Origin of the sequence: Janthinobacterium sp. EB271-G4-3-2 (assembly GCF_020858035.1) — a bacterium.
Taxonomy (GTDB): domain Bacteria; phylum Pseudomonadota; class Gammaproteobacteria; order Burkholderiales; family Burkholderiaceae_D; genus Janthinobacterium; species Janthinobacterium aestuarii.
In genome coordinates, this window is the sequence record NZ_JACYMG010000012.1 from 95,214 (window position 1) to 113,594 (window position 18,381).

Consider the following 18,381-nt stretch of genomic DNA (forward strand, 5'->3'; position numbering starts at 1 on the left):
CCTAGTCGTACTTTCGTACTGCCTTCGGCAATGCGCCTAGCCCTGAACGTCTTCCAGACACTCTCTACGTTAAGAGCTTAATTCAGCAGACCAGCATCGAGCCGTCCTTCGAGCGCCAGCTCGCGCATGATGCGCACCGTGTCGATATCGGACTCCTTGTAGGCGGAACGGCGGAAGTCGTCGTACAGGGCGTTGGCCGCATCGGTGGCCGCGTCGTGGCCGTCGTCGTACTGGAAGCGCACCCACATGCTCGCTTCGTCGGGCATCTCGATGGTCATCACCAATGAGGAGGCGCTGATATCCTGTTGTGCCGGCACTTCGTAGCGCACCTGCAGTTGCGGTATCAGCACCACCTTGTCGTTGATGACCAGCTCGCCATAGCGCAGGCTGCGCGCGAAACCGGCATCGCTGCGCTCGCTGATCTGGCATTCGTCGAGGTGCGGCACGAACAGCTTCGGCGACTCGGCGCGCAAGACCAGGCCGCGCCAGACCTGTTCCAGAGTCAAGGTGTCGATCAGCGGGTTCAAGGGATCGTTGATTTCAATCAGGTGTTCAAATTTCATGGGACTGCCATTCGGTAAGTGGGCGCGCACGGGCGATATAGGCGGAATGGTACTCCAGGCGTGGCATCGCCGCACGCATTGAATCGGCCAAGATGGCGGCATATGGCGATATATCAATGCCAATGCCTGTTTTTCAGGCATGGTCCGCCATGCAAATAGCCCACGCGACGCTGTTACAATGGGCTGCTGTTCCCTGCGGAAATACCCTGATGTCCAAAGCACCACAGTTCGGTCTGAATGCGCCCCAAAGCGAAGCGGTTACCTACCTCGACGGCCCTTGCCTTGTGCTGGCGGGCGCCGGTTCGGGCAAGACGCGCGTGATCACGCAAAAGATCGCCCACCTGATCGAAGACCGCGGCTATGACCCGCGCACCATCGCCGCGTTGACCTTCACCAACAAGGCGGCGCTGGAAATGCAGGAGCGTATCGCCAAGCTGTTGAAACAGCCGCGTCAGGCCAAGCAGTTGACGGTGTCGACTTTTCACTCGCTGGGCGTGAAAATCCTGCGCCAGGAAGCCAATGGCGTGGGCTTGAAGGACCGCTTTTCCATCATGGACAGCGACGACTGCTTTTCCCTCGTGCAAGACCTCGCCATTACCACCGATAAACAGGTCATTCGTGGCATCCAGAACGCCATGTCCCTGTGGAAAAATGGCCTGATCGATCCGGACATGGCCCTGGCGCAAGCCAAGGATGAAGACGAGGCGAACGCGGCGCGCATCTACCGCAGCTATGTGGCCACGCTCTCCGCCTACCAGGCCGTCGATTTCGACGATCTGATCCGTTTGCCGGTGGAACTGTTCCGCAACAACGGCCCCGTGCGCGACAAGTGGCAGCGGCGCCTGCGCTATCTGCTCGTCGACGAATACCAGGACACGAACACCTGCCAGTACGAACTGGTGAAACTGATGGTGACGGGCATCGGCAAGAAGCCGATGTTTACGGCCGTGGGCGACGACGACCAGGCCATTTACGCGTGGCGCGGCGCCACCGTGGAAAACCTGAAGACCCTGGAAACGGACTTCCCCGATCTGCGCGTGATCAAGCTCGAGCAGAATTACCGCTCCACCATGCGCGTGCTGAACGCGGCCAATGCCGTCATCGGCAACAACCCGAAACTGTTTGAAAAGTCGCTGTGGTCCGAGCACGGCCTGGGCGAGCCGATCAAGGTGCTGGGCATGCAGACGGACGAGCAGGAGGCGGAGCAGGTCGCCATCATGATCTCGGCCGACCATTTCGAGCGCAAGAACAAATTTTCCGACTACGCGATTCTGTACCGCGGCAACCACCAGGCGCGCATCATCGAGCAATGTTTGCGCAAGGAACGCATCCCGTACACGATTTCAGGCGGCCAGAGTTTCTTCGACAAGGCCGAAATCAAGGACATCATCAGCTATCTGCGTTTGCTGGCGAATGAAGACGACGACCCTGCTTTCATCCGCGCCGTGACGACGCCGCGCCGTGGCGTGGGGCAATCGACTTTGGAGGTGCTCGGTGCGTTTTCGGGGCAGTGGCAGTGCTCGCTGTTCCAGGCCGTGTTCAAGGGCGGCATCGAGGCCAAGCTGACGGACCGCCAGCTGGGGCCGCTGCGCGACTTCTGCAACTTCATCAACGACCTCGAATCGCGCGCCAGCCGTCCCGGCGCGGCCGGCAGCGGCGACAACGCGGCCGAAGTGCTCGACGACATGATGAAGGAAATCCACTACGAATCGTATCTGTACGATGCTTTCGAGGAACGCCAAGCGCAAAGCAAGTGGCAGAACGTGCTGGAATTCGTCAACTGGCTCAAGGAACGGGGCAGGGGCGGCAAGGACCGCGACGGCGAAGAAAAGAACGTGCTGGAACTGACGCAGATGGTGGCCCTGATGACCATGCTCGAAGGCAAGGACGAGGAGCAGGATGCCGTGCGCATGTCCACCCTGCACGCGTCGAAAGGCCTCGAGTTTCCGCACGTGTTTCTGGTGGGTGTGGAAGAGGGCATCTTGCCGCACAAGGGCGATCCTGACGCGCCGGCCGAAACCATCGCCGCGCGCATCCAGGAAGAGCGGCGCTTGATGTACGTGGGCATCACGCGGGCGCAGCGCACCTTGCACATCACGTGGTGCAAGAAGCGCAAGCGGGCTGGTGAGCAAGTCCATTGCGACCCGTCGCGCTTCATCAAGGAAATGCAACTCGACGTGGGCGACGCCGTGCCGACGGAGGCGGAAGTGATTTCGCCCAAGGAACGCCTGGCGCGCATGAAGGCCTTGCTGGCCGCGCCGAAGGGCTAAGCGGCGTTCACGCTTCCACGGCGCCGTCGGGCGTGGTTTTCGGTACGATGGCCAGCTGCATGCCTAGCGCATCGAGCATTTTAAAATGGTTTCAAAGCGCGGCTTGCTGCCTTCGCGCAAGGCTTTATATGCGCCTTCGCGCGTGATGTCGGCCCGGGCCGCCACCTTGCCCATGCCGTAGGCGCGTACCACGTCATTCATGGCGGACTGGAACAGCTCGGCATTGCCGGTGGCGACGATTTCGCTCATGTAGGCGGCCACGGCTTCCTTGCTGGTCAGGTGTTGCGTCGGATCAAATTTGCTCAATCCCAGTGCGTCGAGGCCGTCGAGGTCGAAGCCGTCAGCGTCAGTAGGGTCGTTCATTTTTTTCGTGCTCCTGTCGATGGGCTGGCCGCCGCTTTTTGCTTCCGGATGGCCGCCTGTTGGGCCTTCAGTGTTTGCAGTATCGCCTGCGCGTGCTTGATGTCGCGCCGCTGGCTCGACTTGTCGCCACCGAGCAGCAGCAAGATCAGGGGGCCTAGATTGGTCTCGTGAAAATACACGCGCCAGCCGGGCCCCGTCTGTAAAAAACGCAGCTCGCACACGCCTTCGCCCACGGGCCGCCAGTCGCCCTTTTTACCGCGCTGCAAATGCTGGATGCGCGCATCGATGGCGGCCGCCGCCATCGTCGTGCAGCGAGTCTTCCCAGCGACGGTATTCAGCCGTCTTGCGCGTGTCGGTCTTGCGCGTGTCGATCAGGTCAGGCAAAGTGGATACGTCCGTTGTAATCGTTTGTTCTCATTCGTCAAGCGGTTTGATTCAGCCATATGGAGAGAATAGGCAGAAATCGGTACCCGTCCGGGAAGAATGCCGCTTGTTTGTCCTGGCTCACGCCGCTGTGGCGGTAAAATGCCCCTTTCAGTCAGGAGTCACCGTGAGCACCATGGACAATGCAGAACAGATGGAAGTACGTTTCGTCGATATCGAAATCAAGCTGGCGCAGCAGGAGGACCTGGTCGAATCGCTGAACCAGATGGTGTACCAGCAAGGCAAGCGCATCGACCAGCTCGAGGCGATGCTGCACAAGCTGGGCGAACACGTGCGCGATGGGGCACAGCAGGCGAATGGCGGGCTGGTCAACGAGCGTCCGCCGCATTATTAAATCGGCATCGTGACGTGGGACACATGAAAACCGTTCATCAAAGGCGGGTGCGCTACCATCGGTTTTGCTGGTGACGCAAGTGTTTCAGGCTGTTATTATTTCAGGCTGGCCCGCGACACAATCGCGGCTCTCTTGCGTTTCTTGAAAGAAGACATGACCCGTCCTACAATGCTCGTCATCGCCGCCAGCCTGATGCTGGCGCCAGCCGCCGCCTTTGCTGCCACCGCCGCCACCGCGCCTGCCACTGCCGCTACCGCGGCGGCAACCCTGCCCGCCTCGAACCCGTTTGCGCAAGCGAGCAGCCTGCCATTCAACTATCCGCCGTTCGACAAGGTGCGGGACGCCGACTACGCGCCCGCCTTTACGGCAGGCATGGCCGCCAACCTGGCGGAAATCAGTGCGATTGCGAATAACAAGAAACCTGCCACGTTCGACAACACCATCGTGGCCATGGAGCGCTCGGGCCAGTTGCTGAGCCGTGTACGCACCGTGTTTTCCGTGATGTCCGGCTCGAATACGAATGACACGATCCAGGGCCTGGAACGCGAACTGGCGCCGAAAATGGCGGCCCACAGCGACGCGATCATGCTCAACGACAAATTGTTCAAGCGTATCGACACCTTGTACGCCAAGCGCGACAAGCTGGGCCTCGATGCCGAATCGAAACGCTTGCTCGAGCGTTACCACACGGACTTCGTGCGCGCCGGCGCCAAGCTGTCGGCGGCTGACAAGGAAAAGCTGCGCGCCTACAACGGCCAGCTCGCCGCCCTGTCGACCAAGTTCGCGCAGAACGTGCTGAAGGAATTGAACGCGTCGGCCGTCGTCGTCGATACGCGCGAGGAACTGGACGGCCTGTCGCCGGCCGCCATCGAAGTGGCCGCCGGCCTGGCCAAGAAGCGCGGCCTGGACGGAAAATACGTGATCGCCCTCGTCAACACGACGGGCCAGGCGCCGCTGTCGCTGCTGACCAACCGCGCCTTGCGCGAACGCATCATGGCCGCCTCGCAGGCGCGCGGCAGCCGTGGCGGCGAGTTCGACAACACCCAGGAAGTGCTGGAGCTGGCGAAACTGCGCGCCGAACGTGCCGCGCTGATGGGCTACCCGAACTACGCGGCGTATTCGCTGGAAGACCAGACGGCGCACGACACGACCGCCGTGAACGCCCTGCTGGGCGAATTGGCGAAGCCGGCCGTCGTCAATGCACGCCGCGAAGCGGACGATATCCAGAAGGTCATCGATGCGGGCAAAGGCGGCTTCAAGGTGGGTGCCGCCGACTGGGCCTTCTATAGCGACAAGGTACGCGCCGAACGCTACAATTTCGACGAGACGCAGTTGAAACCGTACTTTGAAATGCACAGCGTGCTGACCAAGGGCGTGTTCTTTGCTGCAGGCAAGTTGTACGGTCTCACGTTCAAGCAGCGCACCGACTTGCCCGTCTATACGTCCGACATGCTGGTCTACGACGTTTTCAATGAAGACGGCACGCAGCTGGCCATCTTTACGCTTGACCCTTACGCGCGCAGCAACAAGCGCGGCGGCGCCTGGGCGAATGCCTACGTGGGCCAATCGACCTTGCTGAACCGCAAGCCGGTGATCGCGAATAACCTCAACATTCCAAAGCCGGAAGCGGGCCAGCCGACCCTGATGACGTTTGACGAAGTCAACACCATGTTCCACGAATTCGGCCATGCGCTGCACGGTATGTTCTCGAACGTGACATACCCGCGCTTCGCCGGCACCAGCGTGCCGCGCGACTTCGTCGAATACCCGTCGCAAGTCAATGAAATGTGGGCGCTGTGGCCGGAAGTGCTGCAAAACTATGCCAAGCACTATCAGACGGGCGCGGCTATTCCCGCCGAGCTGCTGGCGAAAGTGACGGCGGCCGACAATTTCAACCAGGGCTATAAAACTACGGAATACCTGGCATCGGCCCTGCTGGACCAACGCTGGCACCAGCTGACCCCGGCGCAAATCCCGACCGACGTGCTGGCCTTTGAAAAGGCCGCCTTGACGGATGCTGGCGTCGATTTCGCCCCGGCGCCGCCGCGCTACCGCACCACCTACTTTTCGCACGCGTTCGCGGGCGGCTATTCGGCCGGCTACTACGCGTATCTGTGGTCGGAAAAGCTCGACGCCGACACGGTCGAGTGGTTCAAGGAAAACGGCGGCCTGACGCGCAAGAACGGCGACTGGTTCCGCAATAAACTGCTGTCGCGCGGCGGCAGCGCCGATGCGCTCGACATCTACCGCAACTTCCGCGGCCGCGATGCGAAGATCGAGCCGCTGCTGGAACGCCGCGGCTTGAACGGCAAGTAATCCTCGTACCCGTCACCGGCCTGGCCGGTGATGAACATCAGTGGCCGCCATGCAATGGGCGGCCATTTTTATTTGGCGAATCGCCACGCAAACCGTGGTAAACCGCGCAGTTGGCGCGATGCACCACAGGATCGCCCATGTTGGATGACGCCTGTGTGACAGGCTGCTATGATCTGCCACTGGCCCGCGACGCGATCGCGGCTCTTCCCCGCGCTTTCAGAAAGATGTCATGATCCGTCCACAACTGCTCGTCATCGCCGCCAGCGTCATGCTGGCCCACGCCGCTCCATCCGCCATGGCTGCCGCCACTGCAAAATCCGCGCCCGCCGCCGCCGTCAGCGCCCAGAACCCTCTGCTGAAAGCGAGCCCGCTGCCATTCCAGATGCCGCAGTTCGGCCTGATCAAGGATGCGCACTACGCGCCGGCGTTTGCCGAAGGCATGAAACGCCAGCTGGCCGAAGTCAATGCGATCGCCAATAACCGCCAGGCGCCTACGTTCGAGAACACCATCGTGGCCCTCGAGCGCACGGGGCAGCTGCTGCACCGCGTGAATAGCATCTTCAGCAACATGACATCGACCAATACCAATGCCGTGCTGGAAGCGGTGGAAGTGGACGTGTCGCCAAAACTGGCCGCGCATGGTGATGCGATTACCCTCAATCCAAAACTGTTTACCCGCATCGACACCCTGTACGCCAAGCGCGACAAGCTGGGTCTCGATGCCGAATCCCTGCGCCTCTTGACCCGCTATCACACGGATTTCGTGCGCGCCGGCGCCAAGCTGTCCGATGCGGACAAGGAAAAATTGAAAGCCTACAACGCCGAGCAGGCGGGCCTGGAAACGGCCTTCGCGCAAAACGTGCTGAAGGAAACGAATGCCAAGAGCATCGTCGTCGACACGCGCGCCGAACTGGCCGGCATGACGGACAGCGATATCGATACGGCTGCCGCCGCCGCCAAGGAACGCGGCTTGACGGGCAAGTTCGTCATCGCTCTCGTGAACACCAGCGGCCAGCCGCCGCTGGCCGTATTGACGGATCGCAAGACACGCCAGCGCCTGATGGATGCGTCGCTGAACCGGGGTAGCCAGGGCGGCGAGTTCGACAATCGCGCCATCGTATTGAAACTGGCGAAACTGCGCGCCGAACGGGCTACCTTGCTCGGTTACGCCAACTACGCCGCGTACTCGCTGGAAGACCAGACGGCCAAGACCACGACGGCCGTCAATACGCTGCTGTCGGAACTGGCGAAACCTGCCGTCGCCAACGCGCGCCGCGAAGCGGCCGACCTGCAGCAAGTGGTCGATGCGGAAAAAGGCGGTTTCCAGGTGGCGGCGGCCGACTGGGCCATCTACACGGACAAGCTGCGCAAGCAGCGTTTCAATTTCGATGAAAACGAGCTGAAGCCATACTTGGAATTGAACAGCGTGCTGAACAACGGCGTCTTCTTTGCCGCCAATAAACTGTACGGCATCAGTTTCAAGGAACGTAAAGATCTACCGGTGTACAACCCGGACGTGCGCGTCTACGACGTGACGGACGCCAACGGCAAGCCGCTGGCCCTGTTCATTGCCGACTTCTATGCGCGCGGCAACAAGCATGGCGGCGCGTGGATGAATGAATACGTGTCGCAGTCAATGCTGATGGGCACCCATCCGGTGGTGGCCAACCAGTTGAACATTCCGAAGCCGCCTGCCGGCCAGCCGACGCTATTGACGTTCGATGAAGTGACGACCATGTTCCACGAATTCGGCCATGCGCTGCACGGCATGTTTTCGAACGTGAAATACCCGCGCTTTGCCGGCACCAGCGTGCCGAGCGACTTCGTCGAGTATCCATCGCAAGTCAATGAAATGTGGGCCGTCTGGCCGGAAGTGCTGCAAAACTATGCCAAGCACTACCAGAGCGGCGCGGCCATGCCGCAGGAATTGCTCGACAAGGTGACGGCGGCCAAGAAATTCAACCAGGGTTTCATGACGACGGAATACCTGTCGGCGGCCCTGCTGGACCAGCGCTGGCACCAGCTGACGCCGAGCCAGATCCCGACCGACGTGCTGGCCTTTGAAGCGGCGTCGCTGAAAGACGCGGGTGTCGATTACGCGCCCGTGCCGCCACGCTACCGCACCAGCTACTTCTCGCACAGCTTCTCGGGCGGCTACTCGGCCGCGTATTACGCTTACCTGTGGTCGGAAAAGCTGGATGCGGAATCGGTCAACTGGTTCAAGGAAAACGGCGGCCTGACGCGCAAGAATGGCGACTGGTTCCGCAGCAAATTGCTGTCGCGCGGCGGCAGCGTCGATGCGCTGCAACTGTTCCGCGACTTCCGCGGCCGCGATGCCACCGTGGAACCGCTGCTGGAACGCCGCGGCTTGAACGCGAAGTAAGCCGTCCTCATCAGAAGCTTGCGTTGCGTTGACATGGCGCACGCAAGCTTTCCGTGCCGGCGGCGTAGAATTGAGTAAGATGTAAACAAGAAGGCAGTCGAAAGAGTATATGAGTCAGCAAGATTTGAATGGCATCACCCTGGAAGGTATCGTGACGCGCCTGCAAGCCCACTACGGCTGGGACGGCCTGGCCAAGCACATCGATATCAATTGCTTCATCAGCGATCCCAGCATCAAGTCGAGCCTGAAGTTTTTGCGCAAGACCCCGTGGGCCAGGAGCAAGGTGGAACAATTGTTCCTGGACACGCAATTTACTGACTGACAGGAAAAAACATGGATAGCAAACTCAAGGAATCGTTGCAACAACTGCATTCGACACTGGAAACCAGCGGCCCCGTCGATGAAGAACTGCATGGTTTGCTGCAAAAACTCGATGTCGACATCAAGTTGCTGATGGAAAAGCGCGCCGCGCAGGAACAGGAAGAAGAGTCGACCACCTATGGCCTGGCCGAGCGCAGCCAGGAATTGTCGGCCAAGTTTGCCGTCAAGCATCCGAAACTGGAGCCGGCGCTGCGGGAGCTTGGTGAGATTCTGGCGAATATGGGAATCTGATGTAACCCGGGGAAAAGCTGGGGTCAGACCCCTGAAGGGTTTGACCCCAAGGGCCACATTTCCCCAAGTGATTGAAAAATAAACGTTTTTTGTACTGAAATCCAACAGTAAAAAGCAGGCCGTCAGGTTGGAAATGGCCAATTCCGGTACAATCCGTACCCTATGAGCTCCCCTACCAATTTATTTGCGACCGTTCCCAAGCGGTCTGCCCGCGCTGCCGTGGCGCCTTTCCTGCCGATGTCGCGTGCCGAGATGGACGCGCTGGGCTGGGACCAGTGCGACGTCATCCTCGTCACGGGCGACGCCTACATCGACCATCCGAGTTTCGGCATGGCCCTCGTTGGCCGCCTGCTTGAAGCGCAAGGCTACCGCGTCGGCATCATCAGCCAGCCGGACTGGCTGTCGGCCGAAGCGTTCCGCATCCTCGGCAAGCCCCGTTTGTATTACGGCATTACCGCCGGCAACATGGATTCCATGGTCAACCAGTACACGGCCGACCGCAAGATCCGCTCCGACGACGCCTACACGGCGAATGCGGAACCGAACAAGCGCCCTGACCGCGCCGTCACCGTGTATGCGCAGCGCGCGCGCGAAGCGTATCCCGACGTGCCCATCGTCATCGGCAGCATCGAGGCATCGCTGCGCCGCATCGCCCATTACGATTACTGGTCGGACAAGGTCCGCCGTTCCGTCTTGCCCGATTCCAAGGCCGATCTGCTGATCTTCGGTAATGCCGAACGGGCGCTGGTCGACCTGACCCACCGCCTGGCCGCCGGCGAATCGATCAAGGATATCCGCGACTTGCGCGGCACGGCCTTCATGGTGCCGTCCGGCTGGCTGCCCGGCGACGACTGGGGCGTGCACAATTCCACCCGCGTCGACGTGCCCGGCAAGATCGATCCGCACTACAGCCCCTACGAGATGGTGCAGGAAGACAAGACCGCCTGCGCCACGGAAAATGCGTCGAAATCGGCCGAAGTCATCAAGCCGATCCGCATCATGAGCCGCGAAGAGCGCCTGGCCATGGCCAAGGAAAAGCACGACAAGACGGTCGTGCGCCTGCCCGCCTACGACGTCGTCAAGGATGACCCCGTCATGTATGCGCACGCATCGCGCGTGTTCCACCTGGAATCGAATCCCGGCAATGCGCGCGCCATGGTACAGGCGCACGGCGAACGCGACGTGTGGCTCAACCCGCCGCCGCTGCCGCTGGCCATGGACGAGATGGATGGCGTGTACGACATGAATTACGCGCGCGCCCCGCATCCGAGCTATGGCAAGGCGCATATCCCTGCCTGGGAAATGATCCGCTTTTCCGTCAACATCATGCGCGGCTGCTTCGGCGGCTGCACCTTCTGCTCGATTACCGAGCATGAAGGCCGCATCATCCAGAGCCGCTCGGAACCGTCGATCCTGCGTGAAATCGAGCATATCCGCGATAAAACCAAAGGTTTTACGGGTACCATTTCCGATATGGGCGGCCCGACGGCGAATATGTACCGCCTGGCCTGCAAGGAAAAAGAGATCGAAGTGTCGTGCCGCCGCCTGTCCTGCGTGTACCCGTCCATCTGCGTCAACCTGGGCACCGATCACAGCAAGCTCATCTCGCTGTACCGCAAGGCGCGCGCCATTCCTGGCATCAAGAAAGTCTTGATCAGCTCGGGCTTGCGCTATGACTTGGCCGTGCGTTCGCCCGAGTATGTGAAAGAGCTGGTCACGCACCACGTCGGCGGCCTCTTGAAGATTGCCCCTGAGCACACGGAAGAGGGCACCTTGTCGAAGATGATGAAGCCCGGCATCGGCGCGTATGACGAGTTCAAGGAAATGTTCGACCGCTTCTCGCTGGAAGCGGGCAAGAAGCAGTATCTGATCCCGTATTTCATCGCCGCCCATCCTGGCACGACGGACCTGGACATGCTGAACCTGGCCCTGTGGCTGAAGAAAAACAATTTCAAGCTGGACCAGGTGCAAACCTTCATGCCCACGCCGATGGCCATGGCCACGACGATGTATCACACCCGCAAGAATCCTTTGCGCAAGGTGACAGCGGATTCGGAAGTGGTGGAAACGGCGCGCAGCGGCAAGATCCGCCGCACGCACAAAGCGTTCCTGCGCTACCAGGATCCGGCCAACTGGCCGATCCTGCGCGAAGCGCTGGTCAACATGGGCCGTGGCGACTTGATCGGCAATGGCGACAAGCATTTGATCCCCGCCTGGACGTCGTCGGAGTCGGGCGGCCTGGCAGCAGGCGAACGCAGCCGCCAGACGCATGGGGCCGGCACGCCGGACAAGTTCAAGGTCACGCCGGGCAAGAACCGCATCGCCCTGGGCGGTACGGCAGCGGCGCCCAAAGCGTCGGCCGCCGAGTCGAAGGTGCGTCCATCGATCCTGTCGACCATCAAGACCAAGGCCAAGCCGGCCGCCGCGCCGATGGGCCGCGGCAGCAAGCCGCCAGCCAAGGGCGGCCATGGGGCGCCAGCACGGGGCGGGCGCAAGTAAACGACCCTGTGCCCTTGGGCATCGACTGAAACCCGGCAATGCGTACAGCGTTGCCGGGTTTTTTGCTATCTGCGCACCAGGATGGGGCGGCGGACTGCCGTGACGGCGGGATTTTTACCAATATTTAAAAATTGGATAGAGCAAAAGGCAATTTTCCCTTGTGGCAACTTGGGGTTTGAAAATATACTCGTTGAATATTTAGCCGTACAGCAACAAAGCTGCCATTCTGGCAAGCGCCAGCGTACGCGACTCCCAGCGTTGATATGAAAAGAGATGCCAATTGAAATGCCTTTCCTGCCAGGCCGAGAATAAGCCGGGCGCCAAATTCTGTTCTTCCTGCGGCACGACGTTTGCCGTTGCTCCTGCCGCAGCCGCTCCCGTACCAGGCAAAGCCTGTGGCCAGTGCGGCCATGATTGCAAGCCTGACGCCAAGTTCTGCCCCAAGTGCGCGTTCAGCTTTGCCGTGGCGCCCGTTGCCGTGCCGGTGCCGCCGCCGCTGCCGGAACCCGTCATTGCGCCCGCTATCGAGCCAGTGACTGAGTCCGCAGTTGAGCTTGTTGTTGAGCCTGCCCCGGCGCCGGGGCCGGGGCCGGAACCGGTCGCCCCACCGCCGCCACCGCCCGTACTGGAAAAGCGCCGTGCCGAGCCCGTGCCCGAAGCTTCACCCGAGCCTGCACCCGAGCCAGCTCCCGCCCCCGATGTGCAGACGGACAGTCCACCGGCTGGCAACCGCACGAAACTGATCGCCGCCGCCGTCGCAGCGGTGCTGCTGCTGGGCGGTGCGGGCGCTTACTATTTCATGTCAAGCAAGCCGGCTGCAGCGGTGGCAGAAGCCGCGCCAGCCGTGCCCGCGCAGGCGGACCCTGCGCCTGCCGCCGAGCAGCCGCTGGCCATCAGCGACCCTGTGCTCGATGGCGCCACGGCGACCGAGTCTGCCACGGCATCTGCGGCGGCCGCAGCCGAACCGGCGCCAGTGCCGGCCGCCGTTCCTGCTCCACCACCGGAGCCGGCACCCGCCCCGGCCCCCGTCGCGGAAAAGCCGGTCAAGCCCGCCAAGGTGACACCGCCGCCGGCGCCCGTCAAACAGACGACCGGCCTGGAAAGCGTGATCACGGAGAGCCTGTCGGAAGCGAGCCACTGCATGAGCCAGCGCAAATACGACTGTGCCATTGCCAATGCGAATGCCGTGCTCCGCATGGACACGGGCAACCGTCATGCGCTCGACATCAAGCGCAAGGCGAAAGAAGCGCAAGACAAGGCGCTGTCGCAGATCCAGATCGAGTAAGCCGTAGCTTGCCTCTATTCCTATTTTGTTCCTTTCGGAGAATAACGTGAAAAACTTGAAACAAATTGCCAAGCCCATGGTGGCGCTGCTGGTCGTGTCTTCGATGCTGGCCGGCTGCGCCGCCCCGGGCGGGCCTGGCGCCACGGGTAATACCACCACCGCAGGCACGGACGCGGCCAGCGGCGAATGCAATACGGCCATGCTGGCCGGCATCGGCGCCGTCGTGGGCGGCTTGCTGGGCGGCGGCAACAACACCGTGCGCGGTGCGGCCTTGGGCGCCAGCCTGGGCGCGCTCGCCTGCGTGGCCTTGAATTATCAAAGCCAGCAAGTCAAGACGTCGCAGCAGGTACAGGCCGACTACAAGGTGGCCAACAAGGGCAAGCTGCCCGAGCAGTCGACCCTGGTGAAATACGAGACGGGCTTTACGCCGTCGTCCGTGCGTCCGGGCCAGAAGGCGCAGACCAATTCGTATATCGAAGTGGCGGCCGGCACGCGCGATCCGAACCCGCTGGTGGAAGAAGAATTGAGCCTGTACAAGCCCAATGGCGACTTGATCAAAACCGTGCGCAAGGTGGTCAGCAGCAACAACGGCAGCGGCGCCTACAAGGGTGGCTTCTCGATTCCCATGCCCGAAGGCGTGCCGCAAGGCATTTACCCGGTACGCACGGCGCTGTACCTGAATAGCAAGCGCGTCGGTGGCCAGGACGTCAAGCTGCAGATCGTCCAGCGCCAGGCGCCTGCGTCCGACCTGCAACTGGCGCTGGCCTACTAACACAGCATGACCACGGGGCGGCCAGGCAGGCCGTCCCCTTCCGATTTCCCCCTTCCAGGCTAGACATGACCATTTCCACAGAAGTACCTAAATCTCTTCCCTTTTCCTCCGCGCTCGGTTCGCTGATCGAAGCGACCGACGCCATCAAGAACTTCCGCGCGATTGCCCTGCTGGCCCTGACCTTTATCGGCGCCGTGCTCGTCGGTGGCGTACTGACGATGCTCGCCGGCAGCATGAGCAGCGTGCTGCTGGGCTTCCTGGGCGGTCTGATGGCCTTCCTCGTGATGTTTTACGGTTCCAACGCCGTGGGCATTTTGCTGATGCGCGATGTACAAGGCCAGCCTGGCATGAGCCTGGTTGATGCCGTGCTCGTCTCGCTGTACACGAGCCACCGCCTGATCGCGGTCGTCTTCCTGGAATTTCTGATCGTGCTGGCGGCCATGCTCGCCATCGCCATCATCTTGTTCGTCTGCAAGATCCCCGTGCTCGGTCCCGTGCTGTATACGGTCGTCTTCCCGCTGTCGGCCATCGTGCTGGGCGTGCTGGTGTTTGCGCTGTTCTACGTGATGCTGCCACTGGCCGGCCCTGCCGCCTGGTCGGGCGCCACCGTGTTCCAGATCATTGCCCGCCTGAACCTGATCGTGCGCACCAAGCTGGTCTCGGTGATTCTGCTGGAAGTGCTGCTGTTCCTGATCACCTCGTTTGTCGCGCTGCTGATCTTTGGCGTGATCGGTACCGGCGTGTCGCTGACCAGCGGCATGTCGGCTGGCATCCTGGGCCTGGGCGGCCAGATGAACATGTATTCCTTCGCTTCGGGCCTGAGCGGCGGTTCCGGCTACATCATCGCAGCCGGTCTGGGTGGCGGCTTGTTGCTGGCGGCCGCGGCCGTGGTGCCGGGCCTGATCTTCACCAAGGGCGTGTGCATCATTTACCTGAACGCCACGCGCAATGTCGATTTCAGCGCCTCGGAAGCGAGCCTGAACGACGGCCTGGCCACCGTCAAGAAAAAAGCCGAGGAAGCGCGTGAACGCGCGCGTGCTCTGGCTGAACAGGCGACTGCACCAGCCGCGCCTTCGGCACCTGCAGCGCCGGCCGCACCGGCCGCTGCGCCGGCTGACAGCCTGCACTGCCCGAGCTGCAAGGCCCCGGTCGCGTCCGACGACGTGTTCTGCGGCGAATGCGCGCATAAACTCAAGTAAGGCAGACCATGGCGCAATTCTGTAAACAGTGCGGCACCGCCCACGCGCCCGACGCGCGCTTTTGCGACGAGTGCGGCAAGGCCGTCAATGCCGCGCCAGCCCCATCACCCGCGCCGGCCGCGACTCCGGCGCTGCCCGGTGTGAAGCGGCGCCACGTGATGATCGCCGGCGGCGTGCTGGCGGTGGTCATCGTGGCAGGTGGCGCGCTGGCGTGGCTGCTGGCGCCCGAGGCGGCATCGGCCAGCAGTTTCAGCCGCGCCATCGACGCCCATCTGGCGGCCGACGAGGCGGCGCGCGACAAGCTGCTGTGCTTCACCAACTTGCCGTACCAGAAGGAAGAAATCCGCGTGGCGTCGTACGACAGCTCCACTCGGCAATGGCTCGATATCCTCGTGCGTGGCGGCCTGTACAACGCTCCCGTCGAGCAAAGCAGCGGTGGCTGGATTGCGCAATCGCAATTTGTCTACGCACTGGCCGCGCCCGGCAAGGCAGCTTTGCGCGGCGACAAGCTGTGCGTGGCCAAGGGCGTGAAAGTGGCCAGTGTCAACGGCTACGAGCAGGTGCGCGACATGGGCGGGCAGCAGGTGGCGATGGCGACAGCGACGCTGGCGCTGACCGATGAAGCGGCGTGGCTGGCCAAATCGCCGGACCGCGCGCTGATCCTGCAACGCTTGCCGGGCGACGACCTGGAAGTGCAACTGCCGCTGGCGCTGGTCGACAAGCAATGGCAAGTCACCACCGGCCGCGCGCAAATGCACCAGGCCGCCATGGCCATGGCGGGCGCCGCGCGCCATGCGTCCGGCGCGCAAGGACCGGGCATGCTGGACAAGCTGAAAGGCCTGTTCAGCTTTGGCGGCCACCCGCTGGTGGGCAAATGGAAGGGCTCGACGGGTAGCGTCCTGGAATTTACCAAGGACAGCATTATCGAGAACGGCAATGCAAGCAAGGCCACCTTTGCAACGGAAGGCAATGTCGTGACCATCGCCTCGGAAGAGGGGGGCGGTATGGCCATGCAGATCAGCCTGAGCAACAGCAGCAACACGGCCACGCTCACCGTCGGCGGCATGCCGGTCGCGGTGCTGCAGCGCGTACGGGATTAGCCCTGTCTCCAGGCGGCGCAGCTTGCCGCCTTGTATTATTCCCAGAGCCCGGCCATGCCGGGCTTTTTTCATGGATACCACGCTACAGCACAGCATTTATCTTGACGTAAAGATAGTTCGCGTCCACACTCCATTTTTATCTTCATGTCGAGATAGTGCATGTCAGCCTCTCCTGCCCGTCCCGCCTGGGGCGATATCGTGCTCACGGCGCTGGCGCCCCTGATCTGGGGTTCCACGTATATCGTCACGTCCGAATTGCTGCCGCCGGACCGGCCCTTCACTGCTGCCCTGATCCGCGTGCTGCCGGCCGGCCTGCTGTTGCTGCTTGTCATGCGGCGCCTGCCCGCGCGGCGCGACTGGGCCCGCGTGCTGATCCTGTCGGCACTGAATATCGGCGTGTTCCAGGCGCTGCTGTTCGTGGCGGCCTACCGCCTGCCCGGCGGCCTGGCGGCCGTGGTGGGCGCCATCCAGCCGCTGCTGGTGATGGGCCTGGCCTGGGGCGTGGAAGGGCGCCGTCCGGCCCGCCTGGCCTTGCTTGCCAGCGTGCTGGGCGTGGCCGGCATGGCCGTTTTGTTGTTGTCGCCGCGCACGGTGTGGGAACCGATCGGCATCGCCGCCGCGCTGGGCGGCACGGCCTGCATGGCGGCCGGCACCTATCTGACGCGGCGCTGGAAGCCGGACTTGCCCGTGCTGGCGCTGACGGGCTGGCAATTGCTGCTCGGCGGCCTGATGCTGGCGCCCGTCGCCTGGCTGGCCGATGCGCCCTTGCCGGCGCTGTCCTGGCAGCAAGTCCTGGCCTACGCCTACCTGTGCCTGGCCGGTGCCCTGCTGGCGTACGCCTTGTGGTTCCGCGGCATCGCCAGGCTGTCGCCCGTGGCCGTCTCCTCGCTGGGCTTGCTCAGTCCCCTGATGGCCGTGGTGCTGGGCTGGGTCTTGCTGGGCCAGGCCATGACGGGCTGGTCGATGCTGGGCTTGCTGCTGGTGCTGGCCAGCGTGCTGGCGGTGCAGTGGGCCAGTGCCCGTCCCGCAACAAACGTCTGATTGCTACGCATTTCTCCTCGGCAGGCTGATTGCATCGGCCTGACCGTTTCCCTCTGGGCGCTCCCTTTTTGCTGCACCGCACATACAGTTTTGCTTGCACTGTAATAGGGCATTGAGGCACTATTCGCTTCGCGCAAACGTTTGCGCGCAACGAATTTCCTAAAAAGCATGCAGTACACGTGCTTGACCAACAACTCTGGAGACGCTCATGACATCCCGTATTCGCCTGAAAATGATTGCCGCCGCTGTCCTGGCGTGTGCCTTGCCCGCCGTGCCGGCCATGGCGCAGACGCCTGCCAAACCGAAGGTGGCGCTGGTGATGAAGTCGCTCGCCAATGAATTTTTCCTGACCATGGAAAATGGCGCCAAGGCGCATCAGAAGGCCAATGCCGCCAAGTACGACCTGCTGTCGAACGGCATCAAGGATGAAACGGATACGTCGAGCCAGATCAAGCTGGTCGAGCAAATGATCGTCTCGCGCGTCAACGCGCTGGTGATCGCCCCGGCCGACTCGAAGGCGCTGGTGCCGGTGCTGAAAAAAGCCATTGACGCGGGCATCATCGTCGTCAATATCGACAACAAGCTCGACGAGGGCGCGCTGAAAGAGAAGGGCATCAGCGTGCCGTTCGTCGGCCCGGACAACCGCAAGGGCGCCAAGGTCGTCGGCGACTTCCTGGCCAAGCAGATCAAGAAGGGCGACCCGGTCGGCATCATCGAGGGCGTGTCCACCACCTACAACGCGCAGCAGCGCACCCTGGGCTTCCAGGACGCGATGAACGCGGCCGGTGCCAAGGTTGTCAGCGTGCAGTCGGGCCAGTGGGAAATCGCTCCTGCCAACACGGTGGCGGCCGCCATGCTGAACGCCAACCCGAACATCAAGGCTTTGCTGTGCGGTAACGACAACATGGCCATCGGCGCCGTGTCCGCCATCAAGGCGGCAGGCAAGACGGGCAAAGTCATCGTCGTCGGCTACGACAACATCAACGCCATCAAGCCGATGCTGGCCGATGGCCGCGTGCTGGCTACCGCCGACCAGTTCGGTTCGCAGCAAGCCGTGTTCGGCATCGACACCGTGCTGAAAGCCCTGGCGCAGAAGAAGAAACAGGCCGAGTTGGGTGGCGTCATCGAAACCAAGGTCGAACTGGTCGCCAAGGGCGCCAAGTCCTGATCGTTTGATCCCGCCGGGGCCAGCGCCATAGC

The 18,381-nt window shown here is 62.1% G+C and carries 16 protein-coding genes and 1 pseudogene; 14 read left to right on the forward strand and 3 right to left on the reverse strand.

The features are described from left to right. Nucleotides 1-77: 77 nt before the first annotated feature. Nucleotides 78-563: an SRPBCC family protein gene (locus IGS55_RS22345; protein WP_046683204.1), complete on the reverse strand. Its 486-nt coding sequence runs from the start codon at nt 561-563 to the stop codon at nt 78-80. Nucleotides 564-772: 209 nt separating this feature from the next. Here IGS55_RS22345 and IGS55_RS22350 point away from each other — a divergent pair, with 209 nt between their 5' ends. After that, nucleotides 773-2,833: a UvrD-helicase domain-containing protein gene (locus IGS55_RS22350; RefSeq protein WP_046683205.1), complete on the forward strand. Its 2,061-nt coding sequence runs from the start codon at nt 773-775 to the stop codon at nt 2,831-2,833. Nucleotides 2,834-2,896: 63 nt separating this feature from the next. On the opposite strand, the gene IGS55_RS22355 is transcribed toward IGS55_RS22350, so the two are convergent. Both IGS55_RS22355 and IGS55_RS22360 read right to left on the reverse strand, forming a co-directional pair. After that, nucleotides 2,897-3,196, reverse strand: coding sequence for an addiction module antidote protein (locus tag IGS55_RS22355; protein WP_230518917.1), 300 nt, complete (start codon nt 3,194-3,196; stop codon nt 2,897-2,899). After that, entirely contained in the window at nt 3,193-3,498 is a 306-nt protein-coding gene (locus tag IGS55_RS22360; RefSeq protein ID WP_230518916.1) for a type II toxin-antitoxin system RelE/ParE family toxin, read from the reverse strand. Before IGS55_RS22360 ends, IGS55_RS22355 begins: the two co-directional genes overlap by 4 nt. A gap of 257 nt (nt 3,499-3,755) precedes the next feature. On the opposite strand from IGS55_RS22360, the gene IGS55_RS22365 reads away from it, so the two are divergent. The 13 genes and pseudogenes from IGS55_RS22365 to IGS55_RS22425 all read left to right on the forward strand — a co-directional run bounded on the left by IGS55_RS22365 (nt 3,756) and on the right by IGS55_RS22425 (nt 18,349). Then, nucleotides 3,756-3,974 carry a SlyX family protein gene (locus IGS55_RS22365; protein ID WP_034753936.1) on the forward strand — a complete coding sequence of 73 codons (219 nt, stop codon included), beginning with the start codon at nt 3,756-3,758 and terminating at the stop codon, nt 3,972-3,974. A gap of 153 nt (nt 3,975-4,127) precedes the next feature. Then, nucleotides 4,128-6,290 carry a M3 family metallopeptidase gene (locus IGS55_RS22370; protein WP_230518915.1) on the forward strand — a complete coding sequence of 721 codons (2,163 nt, stop codon included), beginning with the start codon at nt 4,128-4,130 and terminating at the stop codon, nt 6,288-6,290. A 229-nt stretch (nt 6,291-6,519) separates the two neighbouring features. Continuing rightward, a complete protein-coding gene (locus tag IGS55_RS22375; RefSeq protein WP_230518914.1) occupies nt 6,520-8,673 on the forward strand; it encodes a M3 family metallopeptidase in 2,154 nt (717 codons plus the stop codon). Between the two features lie 109 nt (nt 8,674-8,782). After that, nucleotides 8,783-8,995 (forward strand): VF530 family DNA-binding protein, encoded by a 213-nt coding sequence (locus IGS55_RS22380; protein ID WP_034753881.1) that lies wholly within the window; start codon nt 8,783-8,785, stop codon nt 8,993-8,995. A gap of 11 nt (nt 8,996-9,006) precedes the next feature. After that, nucleotides 9,007-9,285 (forward strand): DUF4404 family protein, encoded by a 279-nt coding sequence (locus IGS55_RS22385; RefSeq protein ID WP_034753883.1) that lies wholly within the window; start codon nt 9,007-9,009, stop codon nt 9,283-9,285. A 237-nt stretch (nt 9,286-9,522) separates the two neighbouring features. Further along, nucleotides 9,523-11,784 carry a YgiQ family radical SAM protein gene (locus tag IGS55_RS22390; RefSeq protein ID WP_230518963.1) on the forward strand — a complete coding sequence of 754 codons (2,262 nt, stop codon included), beginning with the start codon at nt 9,523-9,525 and terminating at the stop codon, nt 11,782-11,784. 280 nt (nt 11,785-12,064) lie between these two features. Continuing rightward, a pseudogene (locus tag IGS55_RS28050) lies at nt 12,065-12,172 on the forward strand (zinc-ribbon domain-containing protein); the annotation flags it as partial. Between the two features lie 261 nt (nt 12,173-12,433). Beyond that, nucleotides 12,434-13,069, forward strand: coding sequence for a hypothetical protein (locus IGS55_RS22400; protein ID WP_230518912.1), 636 nt, complete (start codon nt 12,434-12,436; stop codon nt 13,067-13,069). A gap of 46 nt (nt 13,070-13,115) precedes the next feature. Then, a complete protein-coding gene (locus IGS55_RS22405) occupies nt 13,116-13,841 on the forward strand; it encodes a hypothetical protein (protein WP_230518911.1) in 726 nt (241 codons plus the stop codon). 65 nt (nt 13,842-13,906) lie between these two features. Further along, nucleotides 13,907-15,040: a zinc ribbon domain-containing protein gene (locus IGS55_RS22410; RefSeq protein WP_230518910.1), complete on the forward strand. Its 1,134-nt coding sequence runs from the start codon at nt 13,907-13,909 to the stop codon at nt 15,038-15,040. 8 nt (nt 15,041-15,048) lie between these two features. Then, nucleotides 15,049-16,140, forward strand: a complete 1,092-nt coding sequence (locus tag IGS55_RS22415; protein ID WP_230518909.1) for a zinc ribbon domain-containing protein — start codon at nt 15,049-15,051, stop codon at nt 16,138-16,140. A 159-nt stretch (nt 16,141-16,299) separates the two neighbouring features. After that, complete coding sequence (locus IGS55_RS22420; protein ID WP_230518908.1) at nt 16,300-17,181, forward strand: EamA family transporter; 882 nt, start codon at nt 16,300-16,302, stop codon at nt 17,179-17,181. A gap of 208 nt (nt 17,182-17,389) precedes the next feature. Next, a complete protein-coding gene (locus tag IGS55_RS22425) occupies nt 17,390-18,349 on the forward strand; it encodes a sugar ABC transporter substrate-binding protein (protein ID WP_442908200.1) in 960 nt (319 codons plus the stop codon). Nucleotides 18,350-18,381: the final 32 nt, after the last annotated feature.

Coding starts and splice junctions, on each gene's coding strand:
- IGS55_RS22345 (WP_046683204.1), bottom strand. CDS start 563: ATGAAATTTGAACACCTGATTGAAATCAACGATCCCTTGAACCCGCTG.
- IGS55_RS22350 (WP_046683205.1), top strand. CDS start 773: ATGTCCAAAGCACCACAGTTCGGTCTGAATGCGCCCCAAAGCGAAGCG.
- IGS55_RS22355 (WP_230518917.1), bottom strand. CDS start 3,196: ATGAACGACCCTACTGACGCTGACGGCTTCGACCTCGACGGCCTCGAC.
- IGS55_RS22360 (WP_230518916.1), bottom strand. CDS start 3,498: ATGGCGGCGGCCGCCATCGATGCGCGCATCCAGCATTTGCAGCGCGGT.
- IGS55_RS22365 (WP_034753936.1), top strand. CDS start 3,756: ATGGACAATGCAGAACAGATGGAAGTACGTTTCGTCGATATCGAAATC.
- IGS55_RS22370 (WP_230518915.1), top strand. CDS start 4,128: ATGACCCGTCCTACAATGCTCGTCATCGCCGCCAGCCTGATGCTGGCG.
- IGS55_RS22375 (WP_230518914.1), top strand. CDS start 6,520: ATGATCCGTCCACAACTGCTCGTCATCGCCGCCAGCGTCATGCTGGCC.
- IGS55_RS22380 (WP_034753881.1), top strand. CDS start 8,783: ATGAGTCAGCAAGATTTGAATGGCATCACCCTGGAAGGTATCGTGACG.
- IGS55_RS22385 (WP_034753883.1), top strand. CDS start 9,007: ATGGATAGCAAACTCAAGGAATCGTTGCAACAACTGCATTCGACACTG.
- IGS55_RS22390 (WP_230518963.1), top strand. CDS start 9,523: ATGTCGCGTGCCGAGATGGACGCGCTGGGCTGGGACCAGTGCGACGTC.
- IGS55_RS22410 (WP_230518910.1), top strand. CDS start 13,907: ATGACCATTTCCACAGAAGTACCTAAATCTCTTCCCTTTTCCTCCGCG.
- IGS55_RS22415 (WP_230518909.1), top strand. CDS start 15,049: ATGGCGCAATTCTGTAAACAGTGCGGCACCGCCCACGCGCCCGACGCG.
- IGS55_RS22420 (WP_230518908.1), top strand. CDS start 16,300: ATGTCAGCCTCTCCTGCCCGTCCCGCCTGGGGCGATATCGTGCTCACG.
- IGS55_RS22425 (WP_442908200.1), top strand. CDS start 17,390: ATGACATCCCGTATTCGCCTGAAAATGATTGCCGCCGCTGTCCTGGCG.